Raw genomic sequence first — 17,082 nt, forward strand, 5'->3', positions numbered from 1 at the left:
CGCCGACAGATCAAGCATCGCATCTTTATGGTTATCGATCCGTGAGCATGGCACCGCCCGCGGCCACCGCACCGTCCGCCACACCGGCGATCCCTGCGGCCCCCTCCATCGACGCCGCCGCGCGGGAGGTCGTCGAATGGCTGCTGCTGGAAGGCCGGCACGCGCCCGGCTTCGAGCCGATGATGGACCGCTTCTGCCGGCGCCTGATGGCGTCCGGCGTCCCGCTGCTGCGCGCGGTCTGCGCCCTGCCCCTGCTGCACCCGCAGATCCGCACCATCGCCTTCTTCTGGCGCCGCAACGCCGAGCAGGTGGAGACCACCACCCGCGCCCACGGCACCGAGACCAGCACCGAATACCTGACCAGCCCCTTCGCCACCCTGATCGAGGACGGGGCCGACGGCCTGCGCTACCGGCTGGAGCAGATGGAGCCGCCCTACCCATACCCGGTCTTCGCCGAGCTGAAAGCGCAGGGGGCGACCGACTACGTCGCCATGACGGTGCTGTTCGCCGGGGGGCGGCGCAACGTGCTGAGCTTCACCACCGACCGGCCCGGCGGCTTCTCCACCGCCGATCTGGCGCTGGTCGACGCGGTGCTGCCGGCGCTGGGCGCGGTGCTGGAGACGCTGGCGCTGCGGCGGCTGGCGACGACGGTTCTGGACACCTACGTCGGCCACCGCACCGGCGCGCGCATCCTGTCCGGCGACATCCGCCGCGGCACCGGCGCCAACGTCCGCGCCGTGCTGTGGTACTGCGACCTGCGCGGCTTCACCTCGCTGGCCGACCGGCTGCCGCGCGAGGAGCTGATCGCCCTGCTGAACGGCTATTTCGAGATCATGGGCGGCGCCGTGGAAAGCCGCGGCGGCGAGATCATGAAGTTCATCGGCGACGCCATGCTGGCCATCTTCCCGCTGGAGGAGGGCGACCCGACCGGGGCCGCCGCCTGCACCAAGGCGCTGGACGCCGCGCAGGAGGCCCTGACCGACATGGCCGCCCGCAACGCCGAACGCGCCGCCTGGGGCCAGCCGACCCTGCGCTGCGGAATCGCGCTCCACATGGGCGAGGTCATGTACGGCAACATCGGCTCCGCCAACCGGCTGGACTTCACCGTCATCGGCCCGGCGGTCAATCTGGTCAGCCGGATCGAGGGGCTGTGCAGCCGGCTGGAGCGCAACGTCCTGACCTCCGCCGAGGTGGCCGAGGCCTGCGCCAGCCGCCTCGTGTCGGTCGGCTGGCATCCGGTGAAGGGGCTGAACGACCCGATCGAGGTCTATGGCTTGAAGGAGAAGACGGGGACCAATGACCAGGGCGATGAATAGAGCGCTGCAACGAACCCGCGGTCGCCGGTCTTGAGCGGTCGCGATCCCTCCCCCGCCCGCCCGTCCCTCCGGTCCTTCGCGCTGGCCGCCGCCGCCTTCTCGGCGGGCTGGTCGCTGATGATGATGGAAATCCTCGGCGGGCGGCTGATGGCGCCGCATTTCGGCTATTCGGTCTATCAGTGGGGCGCCGTCATCGGCGTGGTGATGACCTTCATGGCCGCCGGCTACTGGACCGGCGGGCAGCTCGGCGACGGGCCGAAGGCGGTGCCGGCGCTGCGCGCCGCCCTGCTGGCCGGGGTCGCCGCGGCGGCGCTGACGCCCTGGCTGGGCAAGCCGATGCTGGCCGACGCCGCGGGCCGCTTCAACGCGGTGGAGGGGTCGGTCGTCGGGGCGGCGTTGATCCTCGGCCTGCCGTCCTTCGCGCTGGCCATGGTGTCGCCGATCTGCGCGGGCTTGAGCAGCCTGACCGGTGCGGCGGCGGCGGGGCGGATCTACGCGGTCGGCACGCTGGGCAGCATCGGCGGGACCTTCTTCGCCTCCTTCTACGCAATCCCACAGGTCGGGGTGTCGGCGGGCTACGCCCTGGCGGCGGTGCTGCCGGCGCTCGCCTGCCTGTTCGTTCCGGGTGGGAAACGGGTGGCCGCCGCCGTGGCCCTGGCGGTTCCCCTGGCCTGGGCGGCCGGCCATGGCGAGGGGCAGGGCTTCGCCCTCTACCGTGAGACGCCGCACAACACGATCATGGTGCAGGAGGACGCCGAGCAGATCCGCCTGCATCTGAACGTGGCCTGGGCCACCCAGTCGCGGCTGCGCAAGGACGGCGGCCCGACCGGCCTCTATTACGACCTGTTCGCCGCCGTCCCGGCCCTGGGCAACGGCACGCGCGTCCTGGTGCTGGGGCTGGCCGGCGGGGCCGCCGCCAAGGAAATCCTCGACCGCTGGCCCGGTGCCGACATCCTGGGGGTGGAACTGGACCCCGCGGTGGTCGAGGTGGCGCGCGAGCGGTTCGGCCTGCGCCCCGAGGTGCGCGTCGCCGTGGAGGACGCCCGCCGCCACGTCGAGCGGTCGCCGGAGCAGCACGACGTGGTGATCGTCGATCTCTATTCGACCGCGCTGATTCCCTTTTTCACGGCGACCAGGGAGTTCTTCGCGGCGGTGGAGCGGCGGGTGGCTCCGGGCGGCGTGCTGGTCATGAACGTCGCCTCCCCCATGGACCGCGACGCCCTGGTCGGGCCGCTGGCGGCGACGCAGGGGGCGGTCTTCCCGTCCGTGTACGTCGCCGACGCAGGGCGCGGGAATTATCTGCTGATCGCCACGAAGGAGGCGCGTACGCTCGAGGAGCTGAGCGTACGCCTGCGCGCCGCTCCACCGGGTGCAGCGTACGCCGCCTCGCGCATCCTGGAGACGCTGGCCCCCGCCGAACTGGCCGGGCATCCGGTGCTGACCGACGACCGGTCCGACATCGACCAGCGCAGCCTCACCGCCCTCTACGGGCGTTGAGACGCCTGTTGACAGGCCTCAGGTGATGGCGTCCAGCGCGTCGATGCCGATGCCGCCCGGCACGATGGTCAGCGGAATGCGCATCTTGGCGAGGCCGCGGTTGGTGAAGTAGGAGATCAGCGGCCCCGGCCCCTCCGGTTCGGTGCCGGCGGCCAGCACGAGGATGGAGATGCTCGGCTCCTCGTCGATCAGGGCCAGCACCTCGTCGCGGCGGTTGCCTTCCCGCACGTACAGGGCCGGCAGGGTGCCGGTCAGCCGGTTCACGTCGCGGGCGAGCTTCTGAAGCTTCTGCTCCGCCTCCGCGCGCTGCTCCTCGCGCATCAGGTTTTCCAGGGCCAGCCACTGCTGCACCTCGCCCGGCTCGATGACGTAGAGCAGCGCCACCTTGCCCCCCGACTTGCGGGCGCGCAAGCAGGCGTAGCGCAGGGCGAGCTGAAGCTCCGGGCTTTCGTCCACCACGACCAGGAAGATGCGGACCGGCGGCTTGGCCGTGGAATCCGGGGCCGTGGAATCCGGGGCCGTGGAATCCGGGGTGACGTCCGCCCCGGCGTTCGGATCGGTCGCAATCGGATCGGACATCGGTCACACCCTCCGGAAGATGGCGCCGGCGAGCCAGCCGGCGGCGATGGCGCCAATCACCGCGGCAACACCGTAAATCATCGGCTGGTTGCGCGCAAAGTCGTAGATTTCCGCGCTGAAGCCGACCTTGGACACCACCAGCGGCGTGGTCTGGGCGCTGACCACCTCGCCGTCGCGGATCAGCAGCGCTTCCACATTGTACAGCCCGGTGGGCACGTTGGCCGGAAAATAGATGTTGGTCCGGAACAGCCGCTCGCCGAGAAAGGCCACCTGCCCCAGCGTGATGCCGTAGAGCCCGGCCCGCTGCTTGTTGCGGATCAGGGCGGAGCGGAACAGGGCGAGCTGGTCCGGGGCCAGCTGCTCGCGCGGGCCGAGCTGGAGGTTCGGCAGGCCGATCTGGTGGCGTTCCAGCACCGGGCGGCCGACGAATTGGTCCAGTGGGCGGTTGGTCGCGACCATGTAGTAGCCGGGCACCTGCTCGAACCGCACGCTGCGCGCGTTGATCCAGATGCCGGCGATGCGCTCCTTGCGGCGCACGGTGACCGGGGTGCGCGGGCCGGTCACCACGATGGCGACGTCGCCCGCCCCATCGGTGGTGCCGAACAGCACGACCTCCGTCCCGGTGAAGCCGGTGGTGATGGCGATCAGGTGGCTCGACAGGTCGGCGACGAGCTGCTGCGCCCAGACCGTGGCCGCCAGGAACACCCCCGCCACAAGCCCCACCAGCCCGCCGGCGACCCGGACGGACCACAGCCGCCCGGCGCCCTTGCGGACAGCGCTCACGACATCCTCGTCGAGATGGTGAAGACGTCGTTCGGCTCGACCACCAGATCGAAGGCGAGCTTCAGCGCCACCGCGACGACCAGCGAGGCCAGCAGCAGGCGCGCCTGCTCGCCGCGCAGCCGGCCGCCGGCCTTGGTGCCGAACTGCGCGCCGACCACCCCGCCGATCAGCAGCAGCAGCGCCAGCATCACGTCGACCGTCTGGTTGGTCGCCGCCTGGAGCAGCGTCGCCATGGCCGTGGTGAAGATGATCTGGAACAGCGAGGTGCCGGCCACCAGACCGGTCGGCATGTTCAGAAGATAGATCATCGCCGGCACCAGCATGAAGCCGCCGCCGATGCCCATGATCGCCACCAGCATCCCGCCGACCGCCCCGATCCCGGCCGGCAGCAGGGCGGAGATGTAGAGCTTGGAGCGCTGGAACCGCATCTTCAGCGGCAGTCCGTGCAGCCACATGTGGCGGTGAAGCTTGCCCCGCTTGGCGGTGGGGGCGCGGCGGCGGATCAGCGCGCGGCTGGCCTCCACCATCATCATCGTGCCGATGGTGCCGAGGAAGAAGACGTAGGACAGCGTGATCGCCGCGTCGATCTGGCCGATCCGCTGCAAGACGGAGAAGATCCAGACGCCGACCACCGTGCCGACCATGCCGCCCAACAGCATGACCACGCCGAGCTTGACGTCCACGTTGCCGCGCCGCCAGTGGGCGAGCACGCCCGAGACGCTGGCGGCGACGAGCTGGTTGGCCTGGGTGCCCACCGCGATGGCGGGCGGAACGCCGATGAAGATCAGCAGCGGCGTCATCAGGAAGCCGCCGCCCACCCCGAACATGCCGGACAGGAAGCCGACGAGCCCCCCCATGCCGAGCACGAGCAGGGCGTTGACCGACATCTCGGCGATCGGCAGATAGACTTGCATGGGGGAGGAGCCGGCGGACGGGAAGGTCCGCCAGCTTATACCGTACAGGCGCTGTTCCGGCAATTAGGCCGGAACGCCCGCGTCCTTAAGCAGATCGGCCAGCACGACGTCCGGACGGGCGCCGACATGGCTGATGATCTCCGCCGCGGCCAGCGCGCCGATGCGACCGCAGACCGCCGGAGCCATGCCGCGGGTGAAGCCGTAGAGGAAGCCGGCGGCGTAGAGGTCGCCGGCCCCGGTGGTGTCGACCACGCGGGCCACCGGAGATGCGGGAACCTCGACCACCTCGCCACCGGAAACGATGACGGCGCCCTTCTCGCTGCGCGTCAGGGCGGCGGTCTTGCCGAGGCGCTTCACCGCCTCCAGCGCGTCCTCGAAGCGGTCGGTCTTGTAGAGGGCGGTGATCTCATGCTCGTTGGCGAACAGGATGTCGACATGGCCCTCGACGAGGTCCAGGAACTCCGCGTGGTGGCGGTGGACGCAGAAGCTGTCGGACAGCGAGAGCGACACCTTGCGCCCGGCGCCGTGGGCGGTCGCGGCGGCCTTCCGGAAGGCCTCCTTGGCGCGGGGCGGGTCCCACAGATAGCCTTCCAGATAGGTGACCTGCGAGTTGGCGATCAGCGCCTCGTCGATGTCCTCCGGCCCCAGCTCCACGCAGGCGCCGAGGAAGGTGTTCATGGAACGCTGGGCGTCCGGCGTCACCAGGATCAGGCAGCGGGCGGTCGGGGCGCCGCCATGGCCGGCCGCCGTCTCGAAATGCACGCCGGCGGCGCGGATGTCGTGGCGGAACACCTGGCCGAGCTGGTCGCCGTGGACCTTGCCGATGTAGGCGCCCTTGCCGCCCAGCGAGGCGATGCCGGCCATGGTGTTGCCGGCGGAACCGCCCGACACCTCGATGCCCGGGCCCATGCGGCCGTACAGCTCCTCGGCGCGGGCGGCGTCGATCAGCGTCATCGCGCCCTTCTCGATGCCGTTGGCCGTGAGAAAGGCGTCGTCGGCATGGGCGATCACGTCGACGATGGCGTTGCCGATGCCGGTGACGTCGAATTCGGCCGTGGCCATGGGCGCTCCTTGAAATGCTGGGGAAATGCTGGGAAAGGCGGGGTCTGGACCGTGGAAGCAAACCGGGCGCGAGTATAGCGGCCCGCCTTCACATCTCAAGCGCGGCGCAAGGCCCCCTGGAACGAAGCGGCCCGCCGTCGTAGATAAGCGTCGCCCAGCCGCATCGGCCCCATCGAAAGAGAGTCCGGATGATCCGCGCCCTGCTTCTCGCCATCGGACAGCTTTCCGACCCGGCGTCCCGCCGTGTCGTGTGGATCGGCGTGCTGTCCGCCATCACCGCCTTCGCCCTGCTGGCCGGGGCGGTGTGGTGGGCGCTGTTCCACACGGCGCTGACCGGCTACGCCTGGGTGGACGGGGTGCTGGACGTGCTGGGCGGGCTTGCCGTCCTGCTGCTGGCCTGGGTGCTGTTCCCCGCCACGGTCGGCATGGTGTCCAGCTTCTTCCTGGACGAGGTGGTGCAGGCGGTGGAGCGGCGCCACTATCCCCAGTTGCCGCCGCCCCGCCAGACCGGCCTTGGCGAAGAACTGCTGACCGCACTGCGCTTTTTTGCCATCGTCCTGCTGGTCAATCTGTTCGCCCTGCCCCTGTATCTGATGGTGCCGGGGTTGAACCTGCTGATTTTCTACACCGCCAACGGCTATCTTCTCGGCCGCGAATATTTCGAGATGGTGGCGATCCGGCGGATGGAACGGAAGGAGGCGGGGTTTCTGCGGCGCTCCAGCCCGTTGAAACCATTTTTGGCTGGCGCGGTAATTGCCTTTCTTTCGACAATTCCTTTCGTCAACCTGCTGGTGCCGGTGATCGCGAGCGCTTTCATGGTCCATGTCTACCATTCCATGACGGGGGCCATGACGCGGTCTGACGCGGGCCTTCCCCGCCGGGAAGGGGCGTGACGGACCGCTGTGCGGCGCGGCCCCGACCGTGCACCAAAGCCCACTTGCGGCCGGCCGGATGACCGTGTTACCCCGGCGGGGTGGTCTTTTGGCTGCTGTCGGTCGGGCCCGGTCATGCGTCACCGCCTCCGATGACCCGACTTCAATGACCTGCCAACTGTCACGACCTGACTGACCTGGGGATCAACGTTCATGCTGTTCGGACGAAAGAATCCGCCCGTCGGTGCGCCGAAGACCCAAAGCGCCGACCCGGCCACCCCGGCCGCACCGCAGGCGGGCGCCGCCGAACCCGCGGCGGCGGTGTCGCCGCTCGCCTCCCTGAGCAACCCGTCCGCGGCGAATCCGCCGGCCGGCCACACCCCGGCCGCCCGCACGCCGCAACCCGAGCCGATTTCCTCCAAGGGACCCGAGATGAACACGAGCACCCCGAAGCCGCCGGCCGGCGCCCCGATCCCCGGTTCGAGCTACAAGCCGACGGACATTCCGCGCCGCACCGTCGACCTGCCGGGTGCCGCGCCGCGCCGTCCCGAGGGGTATGGCGCCCCGGCCGCCGCCCCCGCCACGGCCCCCGCGCCGGTCGCCCCGCCGCCCGCCGCCCCGCTGGCCAGCGACCAGCGCCGCCTGATCGTCGGCCGCGACATCTCGCTGAACGGTGAGATCGGGTCCTGCGACATCCTGGTCGTGGAAGGCACGGTGGAGGCCAAGCTGCGCGACGGGCGGTCCATCGAGATCGCCGAGACCGGCCTGTTCAAGGGCGCCGTGGAGATCGACGAGGCCGACATCGGCGGCCGCTTCGAGGGCGACATCATCGTGCGCGGCCGCCTGACCGTGCGCTCCACCGGCAAGATCAACGGCTCGATCAAGTACGGCGAGCTGGCGGTGGAGGCCGGCGCCCTGCTGAATGGCGAGATCGGCAAATACACCCCGGCGGCCAAGCCCGCCGCTATCCCCGCCGCCCCGGCGGAAGCGGCCCCGGCACCGGCATCGGCAGCGCTCGACCCCATCGTGGTCGACGGCTAAACGCCGTTAAACGCGGTTTCGCGAACAGGCCCGGCGGGGATCACCCTTCGCCGGGCTTTTTCTTTTTGCGGAGTTCTTCCGGCGTTTCACGGGAAACATCACAGCTTGCCGCTCACACCACGGCGGCCGGCAGAACCTTGTCCTTGAAGCCGCACAGGTCGCTGACCGGGCAGACGAGGCAGTCGGGCTTGCGGGCCTTGCAGACGTAGCGGCCGTGCAGGATCAGCCAGTGGTGGGCGTGCCGGCGGTAGGCCTTGGGGACCACCTTCAGCAGCTTGGCCTCCACCGCGTCGGGCGTCTTGCCGGGTGCGAGGCCGGTACGGTTGCCGACGCGGAAGATGTGGGTGTCCACCGCGATGGTCTCCTCCCCGAAGGCGACGTTCAGCACCACGTTGGCGGTCTTGCGCCCGACCCCGGGCAGGGTTTCCAGCGCCTCGCGGTCGCGCGGCACCTCGCCGCCATACTGGGCGACCAGGATTTCCGACAGCCGGATGACGTTCTTGGCCTTGGTGTTGAACAGGCCGATGGTCTTGATGTAGCCGCGCAGCCGCTCCTCCCCCAGATCGACCATCTGCTGCGGCGTGGTGACGATCTGGAACAGCGGGCCGGTGGCCTTGTTGACGCCGACATCGGTGGCCTGGGCCGACAGCACGACGGCGACCAGGAGCGTGTAGGGGTTGATGTATTCCAGCTCGCTCTTCGGCTCCGGGTTGGCGGCGCTGAGGCGGCGGAAGAATTCCTGGACGGCGGCGGGCTTCATGGCGCGCAGCATAGCGGGACCCCGGTTGTTCTTGCAAACACGCCGGGTGGACGGCGCGCCCGATGCGCACCAGTTTGTCTGCATGACCATCACCCGTCATACCCCGTCCCCGGCCTCATTCCCGGCCCTGCCCCCGGCTTCCCGCGTCTTCTTCGACGCGATCCTGCACCCGCACCGCAGCCTGGGGCGGCACGGGTACCGCGTTCTGATGGGGGTGGTGATCCTCGTCAACCTGCTGATCGCCGGGATCTTTGCCGCCAACGGGGCGTGGCCGGTGGTGCCCTTCTGCGGGCTGGACGTGGTGATCCTCTGGCTGGCCTTCCGCGTCAACAACCGCGCCGCCCGGCTGTACGAGCGGGTGCGCCTGACCGACGCCGACCTGACCGTCCAGCGCGTCGCCTGGAACAAGCCGGAGCGGCGGTGGAGCCTTCAGCCCAACTGGCTGCGCGTCACCCTGGACGGCCCGTCCCGGCACGGCGGCCGGGTGACCCTCTCCTCGCACGGGCAGTCGGTGGCGGTCGGCGCCTTCCTGACTCCGGACGAGCGGGCGGACTTCGCCCAGGCGCTGCGCGGCGCGCTGGCGCGCTGGCGCAGCCCCCCCTGCCATCCCGAACCGGTGCCCTGACTGCCGAAGGAATGCGCAAGAAACGGGTTGGTCGGCCCGCTCCGGCGGCGCATCCTGCGCCGGTCATGGAGCCTGGGAGAGAACGCCATGCCGTGCCTGAACCCCACCGAAGACCCTATTGACGCGCGGCGCCACCGCGCCATCGCCTCCGCCATCCGCCATCTTGTGGACCATTGGCAGGACCAGCCGGGACTGGATGAGCTGGCCGCGGTCGCCGGCATGAGCCCTTTCCATTTCCAGCGGCTGTTCACCCAATGGGCGGGGATCAGCCCGAAGCGCTTCCTGCAGTTCCTGACGCTGGACAACGCCAAGCGGCTGCTCGTCGAGAACCAGAGCGTGCTGGACGTGGCGCTGGACGTCGGGCTGTCCGGCCCGTCGCGGCTGCACGATCTGTTCGTCGCCTGCGAGGCGATGACGCCGGGCGAGTACAAGGCGCTCGGCGGTGGGCTGACCATCCGCTGGGGCCTGCACCCCACCCCCTTCGGCCCATCGCTGGTCGCCGCCACCGAGCGCGGCGTCTGCTGGCTGAGCTTCGCCGAGGAGGAGGACGGGCGCGACGCGCTGGCCGAGATGGCCGCCGCCTGGCCAGCCGCCCGCCTGGTCGAGGATGCCGACGCCACCCGCCCGGTCGCCGCCCGCGCCTTCCGCTGGGACGGTTCCGCAGGAGGCGAGCCGCTGCGCCTGCTGATGAAGGGCACCAATTTCCAGATCAAGGTGTGGGAGGCGCTGCTGCGCATCCCCTCCGGCGCCGTCGTGTCCTACGAGGACGTGGCCCGCGCCATCGGCCAGCCGACCGCCATGCGGGCGGTGGGGGCAGCGGTGGGGCGCAACCCGGTCTGCGTGCTGATCCCCTGCCACCGGGTGATCCAGAAGTCGGGGATCATCCACAACTACCGCTACGGCGTCCCCCGCAAGCGCGCCCTGCTCGCCTGGGAGCAGGGGCACGCCATGCCGGAAGACGAGGCGGCAGCCTGAGGGATCACATCCCCAGCACGTCCTTCATGCTGTAGAGGCCCGGCTGCTTGTCGTTGGCCCACAGCGCCGCGCGGACCGCGCCCTTGGCGTAGATCTGGCGGCCCGACGCCTTGTGGGTCAGCTCGACCCGCTCGCCCTCGGCGGCGAAGACCACCGTGTGGTCGCCGATGACGTCGCCGCCGCGCAGCGTGGCGAAGCCGATCTCGCCGCGCGGGCGGACGCCGGTGTGGCCGTCGCGGACCTTCTGCCAGACATCCTCCAGCGCCACCCCGCGCCCCGCCGCCGCCGCCCGGCCGAGGCCGAGCGCGGTGCCCGAGGGAGCGTCCACCTTGTTGCGGTGGTGCATCTCCAGGATGTCGATGTCGTAGTCGTCGCCCAGCGCGCGGCCGACCTGCTCGACCAGCGCCAGCAGCAGGTTGACGCCCAGCGACATGTTCGGCGACTGGACGATCGGGGTGTGGGTGGCGGCCTGGGCGATGGCCTCCTGCTGGGCCGGGCCGATGCCGGTCGTGCCGATGACCAGCACCGTTTCCGACTGGGCGGCCAGCGCCGCGTGGCGGACGCTGGCGTCGGGGCTGGTGAAGTCGATGACCGCGTCCGCCTCGGCGAACAGCGCCGCCGTGTCCTCGATGGCGACGACCCCCAACGGTTCAAGGCCGGCGAGGACGCCGATGTCCTTGCCGAGCGCGGGGCCGCCCACCCGCTCCGTGCCGCCGGCCAGCGTGCAGCCCGGCGTGGCGGCGATCTCGCGCACCAGCATCTGCCCCATGCGTCCCGCGCACCCGACGACCCCGATCTTCATGCCTGCCTCCCTGGGAGAATTCCGACACGGGTCTAGCACAGCCGGGGGCGGGGCTTAAGCGCCGAGAAGGGTCAGGACCCCAGGCAGTCCTTCAGCGACGCGGCGATGCTGCGCATCAGCGCGGGGTAGAGGCCAGGGCCGTCCTTCAGGTCCGCCCCTTCGGGGTCGAGCACGCCCTTCTTCGCCGGGGTGCCCTCGACGATGGTGTTGACCAGAGCCGGTTCGAACTGCGGTTCGGCGAAGACGCAGGCGGCGCCGAGGCCGCCGATCTTGGCGCGGATCTCCGACAGCCGCTTGGCCGAGGGGCGGCGTTCCGGATTGACGGTGATGGCGCCGACGCCGTTCAGGCCGTACTGCGCCTCGAAATACTGGTAGGCGTCGTGGAAGACGACGAAGGGCTTGGCGGCCACCGGGGCGAGCGTTGCCTTCAACTCGGCATCCAGCGCGTCGATGGAGCGGGCGGTGCGCTCGGCGTTGGCCGTGTAGGTGGTGGCGTTGGCCGGGTCCTTGGCCGACAGCGCCTCGGCGATCGCCGCGACCATGGCGCGGGCGTTGGCGGGGGAGAGCCAGATGTGGGTGTTCACCTCGTCATGCCCGTGCCCGTCCTCATGGTCGTGCTTGTCGTCGTGCCCGTGGTCATGCTTGTGCTCATGCCCATGGTCGTGGGCCTCCCAGGCGCCGCCCTCGCGGGCGTCGAGCAGGGTGACGCCCGGCGCCTCCAGCAGCGTGACGGACGTGGCCTTCTTCGCGTTCGCCGTCACCGGCTTTTCGAGGAAGCCCTCCAGCTCCGGCCCGATCCAGAAGACGAGGTCGGCGGCGGCCAGGGCCTTCGCGTCCGACGGCTTCATGGCGTAGGTGTGGGGGGACGCCGCGCCACGCACGATCAACGCCGGCTCCGCCACCCCCTCCATCACCGCGGCGACCAGGGAATGGACCGGCTTGATCGAGGCGACGACCCTCGGCGCTTCGGCCAAGGCCGGGCCGGCGGCGAGGGTTGCAGCCAGGGCAAGGATTGGCAGGGGACGCATCGCGGCACGCATGGGTGGGTTCCTCATCGTCTGACTGGACAGCCAGGTCTTTCCGGCGCATAGCTGTCTTCATTGCCAGCAATGTCACGTTATAACATAACATGTCAATCCATCACGGAGCCCATCACGCGGCCCCCCACGCGGCCCGTTCGCCGATCCCGTCCCTGGCCCCTTCCCTGGTCGACACCAAGGGCCTGACGGTGCGTCTGGGCGGGCGGACGATCCTCGACCGCGTGGACCTGGAGGTGCGGCCCGGCGAGATCGTCACGCTGATCGGCCCCAACGGTGCGGGCAAGACGACGCTGGTGCGCGCCGTGCTGGGCCTCGTCCGCGCCTCGTCCGGGGTGGTGGAGCGCCGCCGAGGCCTGCGCATCGGCTACATGCCGCAGCGCCTGACGGTCGACGCGACCCTGCCGCTGACGGTCCGCCGCTTCCTGGCGCTGTGGCGTCCGGTGACCGACGCGCGCATCACCGCCGCGCTGGAGGAGGCCGGCGTCTCCCACCTCGCCGCCAGCCCGGTGCAGACGGTGTCCGGCGGCGAGATGCAGCGGGTGCTGCTGGCCCGCGCCCTGCTCGGCGATCCCGAGCTTCTGGTGCTCGACGAGCCCGACCAGGCGGTGGACGTCCATGGGCAGGCCGAGCTGTTCGGGCGCATCGAGACGCTGCGCCGCACCCGCGGCTGCGGCGTGCTTCTGGTCAGTCACGACCTGCACACGGTGATGGCCCGCACCGACCGCGTGCTCTGCCTGAACGGCCATGTCTGCTGCCAGGGCGCGCCGGAGGACGTGCGGCGCCATCCGGAATACCGCGCCCTGTTCGGCGGCCACGCCGACGCGCTGGCCGTCTATGTCCACCATCACGACCACGCGCACGCCAGCGACGGCGCCGTGGTGCCCGGCCATGACGGGGACTGCTGCCATGGATGACTTCGTTCTGCGCGCGCTGGCCGCCGGCTGCGGCATCGCGCTGGTCGCCGGTCCGCTGGGCTCCTTCGTGGTGTGGCGGCGCATGGCCTATTTCGGCGACACGCTGGCCCATTCCGCCCTGCTCGGGGTGGCGCTGGGCTTCCTGCTGGGCGTCAACCCGCTGATCGGCGTGGTCGGGGTCTGCGTCGCGCTGGCGCTGGCGCTGGTCGGGCTGCAGCGGCGCCGCGCGCTGGCCACGGACACCGTGCTGGGCATCCTGTCGCATTCGTCGCTGTCATTGGGCCTCGTCGCCATCGCCTTCCTGGAGACGCTGCGCGTCGATCTGGTCGCCTATCTGTTCGGCGACATCCTCAGCGTCACCACCGGCGATCTGGCCTGGATCTACACCGGCGGCGCGGCGGCGCTGGGCGGGCTGCTGCTGCTGTGGCGGCGGCTGCTGGCGGTGACGGTGGACGAGGATCTGGCGCGGGTCGAGGGCATGCCGGTGGAAGCGCTGCGGCTGGCCTTCATGCTGCTGATCGCGCTGGTGATCGCGGCGGCGATGAAGATCGTCGGCATCCTGCTGATCACCTCGCTCCTCATCATCCCGGCAGCGGCGGCCCGCCGCTTTTCCCGCACGCCGGAGGCGATGGCCGCCCTGGCCTCGGTCTTCGGGATCGCCGCGGTGCTGGGCGGCCTGCTCTCCTCGCTGAACTGGGACCTGCCGGGCGGGCCGAGCATCGTGGTCGCTGCCGCCGCCCTCTTCCTGGCCAGCATGATGGTGCCGGCGGCGAACCGCTGAAGCGAACTTCCGTTCGCTTCAGCGGTTTACATCGCCTCATTCGCCGGCGGGCTCCGGTCGCATGTGCGACCGGGACCGCCGTCGCGGTCCAAAGCGAATCTCAATCCGCTTCAGGCGTCACACTTGCGTCAACTGGGCGCGCGCCGTCGTCAACACCGAGCGCGTGATGTCGGCCAGGGTGCGGCTGGCGATGCGGCTGCGCTGCCAGAACAGCGGCACGTCGAGCGGCTGGTCCGGCACCAGCGCCACCAGCCGCCCGTCGCGCAGGGCCCCGGCGACCAGCGGCTCCGGATTCATGCCCCAGCCGAGCCCGGCCAGCGCCGCGTCCACGAAGGCGTGGGTGGAGGGCATCCAGTGGGTCGGCGAGGCGATCTCCACCCCGAAGGCCTGCCGGGTCCACTGCGTCTGCAGGCGGTCCTTGCTGTTGTAGGTCAGGCGCGGCGCGCGCGCCAAAGCCGCCATCACCACCCCATCGGGGAAATGCCGGCGCAGGAAGCCCGGGCTGGCCGTCGCCACGTAGCGCAAGGCCCCCAGCGGGGTGCTGTCGCAGCCCTGCACCGGCTGGGCGCTCGCCGTCACCGCCGCCAGCACCTCTCCCCGGCGCAGCCAGTCGGCGCTGTGCTCCTGGTCGTCGAGGACGAGGTCGAACAGCACGTCCGGCGTCCCGGCCATCGCCGCGACGAACCAAGTGGCGAGGCTGTCGGCGTTGACCGCCATGCGCACCGCCACCGCCGGCCCGTCCTGGGGCAAGCCGGGAAGCCCATCCCGCAGTTCGCTCTCCAGCAGGGCCACCCGCTCCGCGTGCTGGCTCAGCCGCAGCCCGGCGGGGGTGCCGGTGCAGGGCGATCCGCGCACCACCAGGATCGTCCCCGTCCGCTCCTCCAGCAGCTTCACCCGCTGCGACACGGCGGAGGGCGTGACGTGAAGCTGCGCCGCCGCCCGCTCAAAACTGCCGGTGCGGACGACCGCGGCCAGCGCGGCAAGCAGGGCGTAGTCGAGCATGGATTAGCGTTCCTTAATCGGGATAAGGGACTTTAGTTATTCTAATCCGGACGGCGGTGATAGGAGAACGGGCTCTTTCACCATGCGAGGCCGCCATGTTCTCCGCCTTTCTTCCCGGCCTTCTTCTGGGGCTCAGCCTGATCGTCGCCATCGGCGCGCAAAACGCCTTCGTGCTGCGCCAGGGCCTGCGCGGGGAGCATGTGCTGGCCGTCTGCGCGACCTGCGCGGTGTCGGACGCCCTGCTGATCCTGGCCGGGGTCGGCGGCTTCGCCCAGGCCGCCCGCTGGCTGCCCTGGCTGGAGACGGCCACCCGCTACGCCGGGGCGGCCTTCCTGCTGGTCTACGGGCTGCGCAGCTTCCGCTCGGCCTGGCGGGCGGGCGGCGCGCTGGACCCGGCTTCGGCGGTTCCGGCGGGGCTCGGCGCGACGTTGGCGACCTGCCTGGCGCTGACCTGGCTGAACCCGCACGTCTATCTCGATACGGTGGTGCTGGTCGGGTCGGTGTCCACCCAGTTCGCCGAGGGCAAGCACGCCTTCGCGCTCGGGGCGATGACCGCGTCCGTCCTGTTCTTCTTCGCGCTGGGTTTTGGTGCGCGCCTGCTGCGGCCCGTCTTCGCCCGGCCCGGCGCGTGGCGGGCGCTCGACACCGGCATCGGCGTCGTCATGTGCACGATCGCGGTGACTCTGGTGGCCTGAGCCGAAGCATCGTCCCCAAGGGCCGGCGCAGGGCCCCCCCTTCCCCGCGCCGGTTGCCCGTCAGGACGCCTTCAGCGCCTGCAGGAACGTCTCGACCTGATGCTTCAGGCTGTCGGACTGGCCGGACAGGTCGGACGAGGAGCGGATGACGAGGGTGGAGGCCTGCGCCGTCTCGTTCGCCGCGACGCTGACCGCCTCGATGCTGCGGGCGATCTCGTCGGTGCCGCGGGCGGCCTGGGCGACGTTGTTGGAAATCTCCTGCGTCGCCGCCGCCTGTTCCTGCACGGCCGAGGCGATGGTGGTGGAGATTTCGTTGATCGACCGGATCGTCTCGCCGATGCCCTGGATGGCGCCGATCGTCTGGTTGGTCGCCGCCTGGATGCCGGCGATCTGGGCGGAGATGTCCTCGGTCGCCTTGGCCGTCTGGTTGGCGAGGCTCTTCACCTCGCTCGCCACCACGGCGAAGCCCTTGCCCGCTTCGCCGGCCCGCGCCGCTTCGATGGTGGCGTTGAGCGCCAGCAGGTTGGTCTGGCCGGCGATGCCCTGGATCAGCTTCACCACGTCGCCGATGAGCTGCGCCGACTGGGCGAGGCTGTCGGCGGTGCCGCCGATCTGCTCGGTGCGCGACACCGCCTCGCGGGCGATGGCGACCGACCGCTCGACCTGCTGGCCGATTTCCCCGATGGAGGCGGAAAGCTGCTCCGCCGCCGCGGCGACCGCCTGGACGTTGGACGCCGCCTGGGCGGTGGCGCTGGCCGCCTCCGCGCTCTGGCGGGTCGACCGCTCAGACAGCGCGCCGAGCTGGCGGGACACGCCCTGCATGTCGGATGAGCTGCCGGACACCGCCTGCACCACGCTCCTGACCTTGGCGTCGAAGTCGGCGGCGAGGGAACCGGCGCGCTGGCGCATCTCCTCCTCCTCCTGGACGTCGATCAGCGAGCCGCAGGCGCGCAGCGCCACGCCGGCCGCGTTGCGCCGGCAGCCGCCGATGGCGCGGAACCAGCGGTAGGAGCCGTCGCGCATCTTCACGCGGTAGCGCACGTTGAAGGGCGTGCGGCCGCTGGCGTCAGCCAGGAAGGCGCCGAAGGCGGCGAAGGTCGGGGCGCTGTCGTCCGGGTGCAGGCGGTCCGACCAGGAGGTCATCAGGTTCGGGAAATCCTGCTCCCCCTCGAAGCCGAGCAGGCGGCGGAACTGCCCGGACCAGGTCCAGCGGCTCTGCGGATGCGCCGGGTCGCCGTTGTGGAACACCGCGTCCCACAGCCCGACGCCGGCGTGGTTGCCGTAGAGGTCGAGCGCTTCGGTCAGCTCGGCCAGTTCAGCGCCGCGCCCGTTGCCGTCCTTGGACCCACCCCGGAAAAATCCCATCAGACTCATCGACTTGCCCCCTCCCCTCACACGATAATCGCTACAACTTCCAGACGATC

The 17,082-nt window shown here is 70.7% G+C and carries 18 protein-coding genes; 9 read left to right on the forward strand and 9 right to left on the reverse strand.

The window, feature by feature from the left end:
• Positions 1-47: 47 nt before the first annotated feature.
• Entirely contained in the window at positions 48-1,316 is a 1,269-nt protein-coding gene (locus FHW79_RS02790) for an adenylate/guanylate cyclase domain-containing protein (protein WP_183177539.1), read from the forward strand.
• Between the two features lie 30 nt (positions 1,317-1,346).
• A complete protein-coding gene (locus FHW79_RS02795) occupies positions 1,347-2,813 on the forward strand; it encodes a fused MFS/spermidine synthase (RefSeq protein WP_183177540.1) in 1,467 nt (488 codons plus the stop codon).
• A gap of 18 nt (positions 2,814-2,831) precedes the next feature.
• Here the strand turns inward: FHW79_RS02795 and FHW79_RS02800 are convergent, their stop codons facing one another.
• From FHW79_RS02800 to FHW79_RS02815, 4 genes are all read right to left on the reverse strand, one after another.
• Entirely contained in the window at positions 2,832-3,392 is a 561-nt protein-coding gene (locus FHW79_RS02800) for a universal stress protein (RefSeq protein WP_183177541.1), read from the reverse strand.
• Positions 3,393-3,395: 3 nt separating this feature from the next.
• Positions 3,396-4,175, reverse strand: coding sequence for a TIGR02186 family protein (locus FHW79_RS02805; protein WP_183177542.1), 780 nt, complete (start codon positions 4,173-4,175; stop codon positions 3,396-3,398).
• Positions 4,172-5,089 (reverse strand): sulfite exporter TauE/SafE family protein, encoded by a 918-nt coding sequence (locus FHW79_RS02810; RefSeq protein ID WP_183177543.1) that lies wholly within the window; start codon positions 5,087-5,089, stop codon positions 4,172-4,174. Before FHW79_RS02810 ends, FHW79_RS02805 begins: the two co-directional genes overlap by 4 nt.
• A gap of 63 nt (positions 5,090-5,152) precedes the next feature.
• Positions 5,153-6,151 carry an adenosine kinase gene (locus tag FHW79_RS02815; protein ID WP_183177544.1) on the reverse strand — a complete coding sequence of 333 codons (999 nt, stop codon included), beginning with the start codon at positions 6,149-6,151 and terminating at the stop codon, positions 5,153-5,155.
• 188 nt (positions 6,152-6,339) lie between these two features.
• On the opposite strand from FHW79_RS02815, the gene FHW79_RS02820 reads away from it, so the two are divergent.
• Together FHW79_RS02820 and FHW79_RS02825 are read left to right on the forward strand one after the other, a co-directional pair.
• Positions 6,340-7,044, forward strand: a complete 705-nt coding sequence (locus FHW79_RS02820; protein WP_183177545.1) for an EI24 domain-containing protein — start codon at positions 6,340-6,342, stop codon at positions 7,042-7,044.
• 192 nt (positions 7,045-7,236) lie between these two features.
• Positions 7,237-8,064 (forward strand): polymer-forming cytoskeletal protein, encoded by an 828-nt coding sequence (locus FHW79_RS02825; RefSeq protein WP_183177546.1) that lies wholly within the window; start codon positions 7,237-7,239, stop codon positions 8,062-8,064.
• A 112-nt stretch (positions 8,065-8,176) separates the two neighbouring features.
• On the opposite strand, the gene nth is transcribed toward FHW79_RS02825, so the two are convergent.
• Positions 8,177-8,836, reverse strand: a complete 660-nt coding sequence (nth, locus tag FHW79_RS02830; RefSeq protein ID WP_200479181.1) for an endonuclease III — start codon at positions 8,834-8,836, stop codon at positions 8,177-8,179.
• Positions 8,837-8,906: 70 nt separating this feature from the next.
• On the opposite strand from nth, the gene FHW79_RS02835 reads away from it, so the two are divergent.
• Entirely contained in the window at positions 8,907-9,449 is a 543-nt protein-coding gene (locus FHW79_RS02835; RefSeq protein WP_183177547.1) for a DUF2244 domain-containing protein, read from the forward strand.
• Between the two features lie 87 nt (positions 9,450-9,536).
• On the forward strand, positions 9,537-10,424 hold the full coding sequence (locus FHW79_RS02840) for a methylated-DNA--[protein]-cysteine S-methyltransferase (protein ID WP_183177548.1): 888 nt from the start codon (positions 9,537-9,539) through the stop codon (positions 10,422-10,424).
• A gap of 4 nt (positions 10,425-10,428) precedes the next feature.
• Here FHW79_RS02840 and dapB read toward each other — a convergent pair whose 3' ends face one another.
• Positions 10,429-11,226, reverse strand: a complete 798-nt coding sequence (gene dapB, locus FHW79_RS02845) for a 4-hydroxy-tetrahydrodipicolinate reductase (protein WP_183177549.1) — start codon at positions 11,224-11,226, stop codon at positions 10,429-10,431.
• Positions 11,227-11,297: 71 nt separating this feature from the next.
• Positions 11,298-12,266, reverse strand: a complete 969-nt coding sequence (gene znuA, locus FHW79_RS02850) for a zinc ABC transporter substrate-binding protein ZnuA (protein ID WP_183177550.1) — start codon at positions 12,264-12,266, stop codon at positions 11,298-11,300.
• Positions 12,267-12,418: 152 nt separating this feature from the next.
• On the opposite strand from znuA, the gene znuC reads away from it, so the two are divergent.
• Positions 12,419-13,180 carry a zinc ABC transporter ATP-binding protein ZnuC gene (znuC, locus tag FHW79_RS02855; protein WP_183177729.1) on the forward strand — a complete coding sequence of 254 codons (762 nt, stop codon included), beginning with the start codon at positions 12,419-12,421 and terminating at the stop codon, positions 13,178-13,180.
• Complete coding sequence (gene znuB / locus FHW79_RS02860) at positions 13,173-13,961, forward strand: zinc ABC transporter permease subunit ZnuB (RefSeq protein WP_038530258.1); 789 nt, start codon at positions 13,173-13,175, stop codon at positions 13,959-13,961. Before znuC ends, znuB begins: the two co-directional genes overlap by 8 nt.
• 117 nt (positions 13,962-14,078) lie before the next feature.
• Here the strand turns inward: znuB and FHW79_RS02865 are convergent, their stop codons facing one another.
• Positions 14,079-14,963 (reverse strand): LysR family transcriptional regulator ArgP, encoded by an 885-nt coding sequence (locus FHW79_RS02865; RefSeq protein WP_183177551.1) that lies wholly within the window; start codon positions 14,961-14,963, stop codon positions 14,079-14,081.
• A gap of 95 nt (positions 14,964-15,058) precedes the next feature.
• Here FHW79_RS02865 and FHW79_RS02870 point away from each other — a divergent pair, with 95 nt between their 5' ends.
• On the forward strand, positions 15,059-15,658 hold the full coding sequence (locus tag FHW79_RS02870) for a LysE/ArgO family amino acid transporter (protein WP_183177552.1): 600 nt from the start codon (positions 15,059-15,061) through the stop codon (positions 15,656-15,658).
• Positions 15,659-15,718: 60 nt separating this feature from the next.
• Here FHW79_RS02870 and FHW79_RS33185 read toward each other — a convergent pair whose 3' ends face one another.
• Complete coding sequence (locus FHW79_RS33185; RefSeq protein ID WP_183177553.1) at positions 15,719-17,032, reverse strand: methyl-accepting chemotaxis protein; 1,314 nt, start codon at positions 17,030-17,032, stop codon at positions 15,719-15,721.
• Positions 17,033-17,082 lie beyond the last annotated feature (50 nt).

The sequence above is a fragment of the Azospirillum sp. OGB3 genome, from assembly GCF_014192915.1.
Lineage (GTDB): Bacteria > Pseudomonadota > Alphaproteobacteria > Azospirillales > Azospirillaceae > Azospirillum.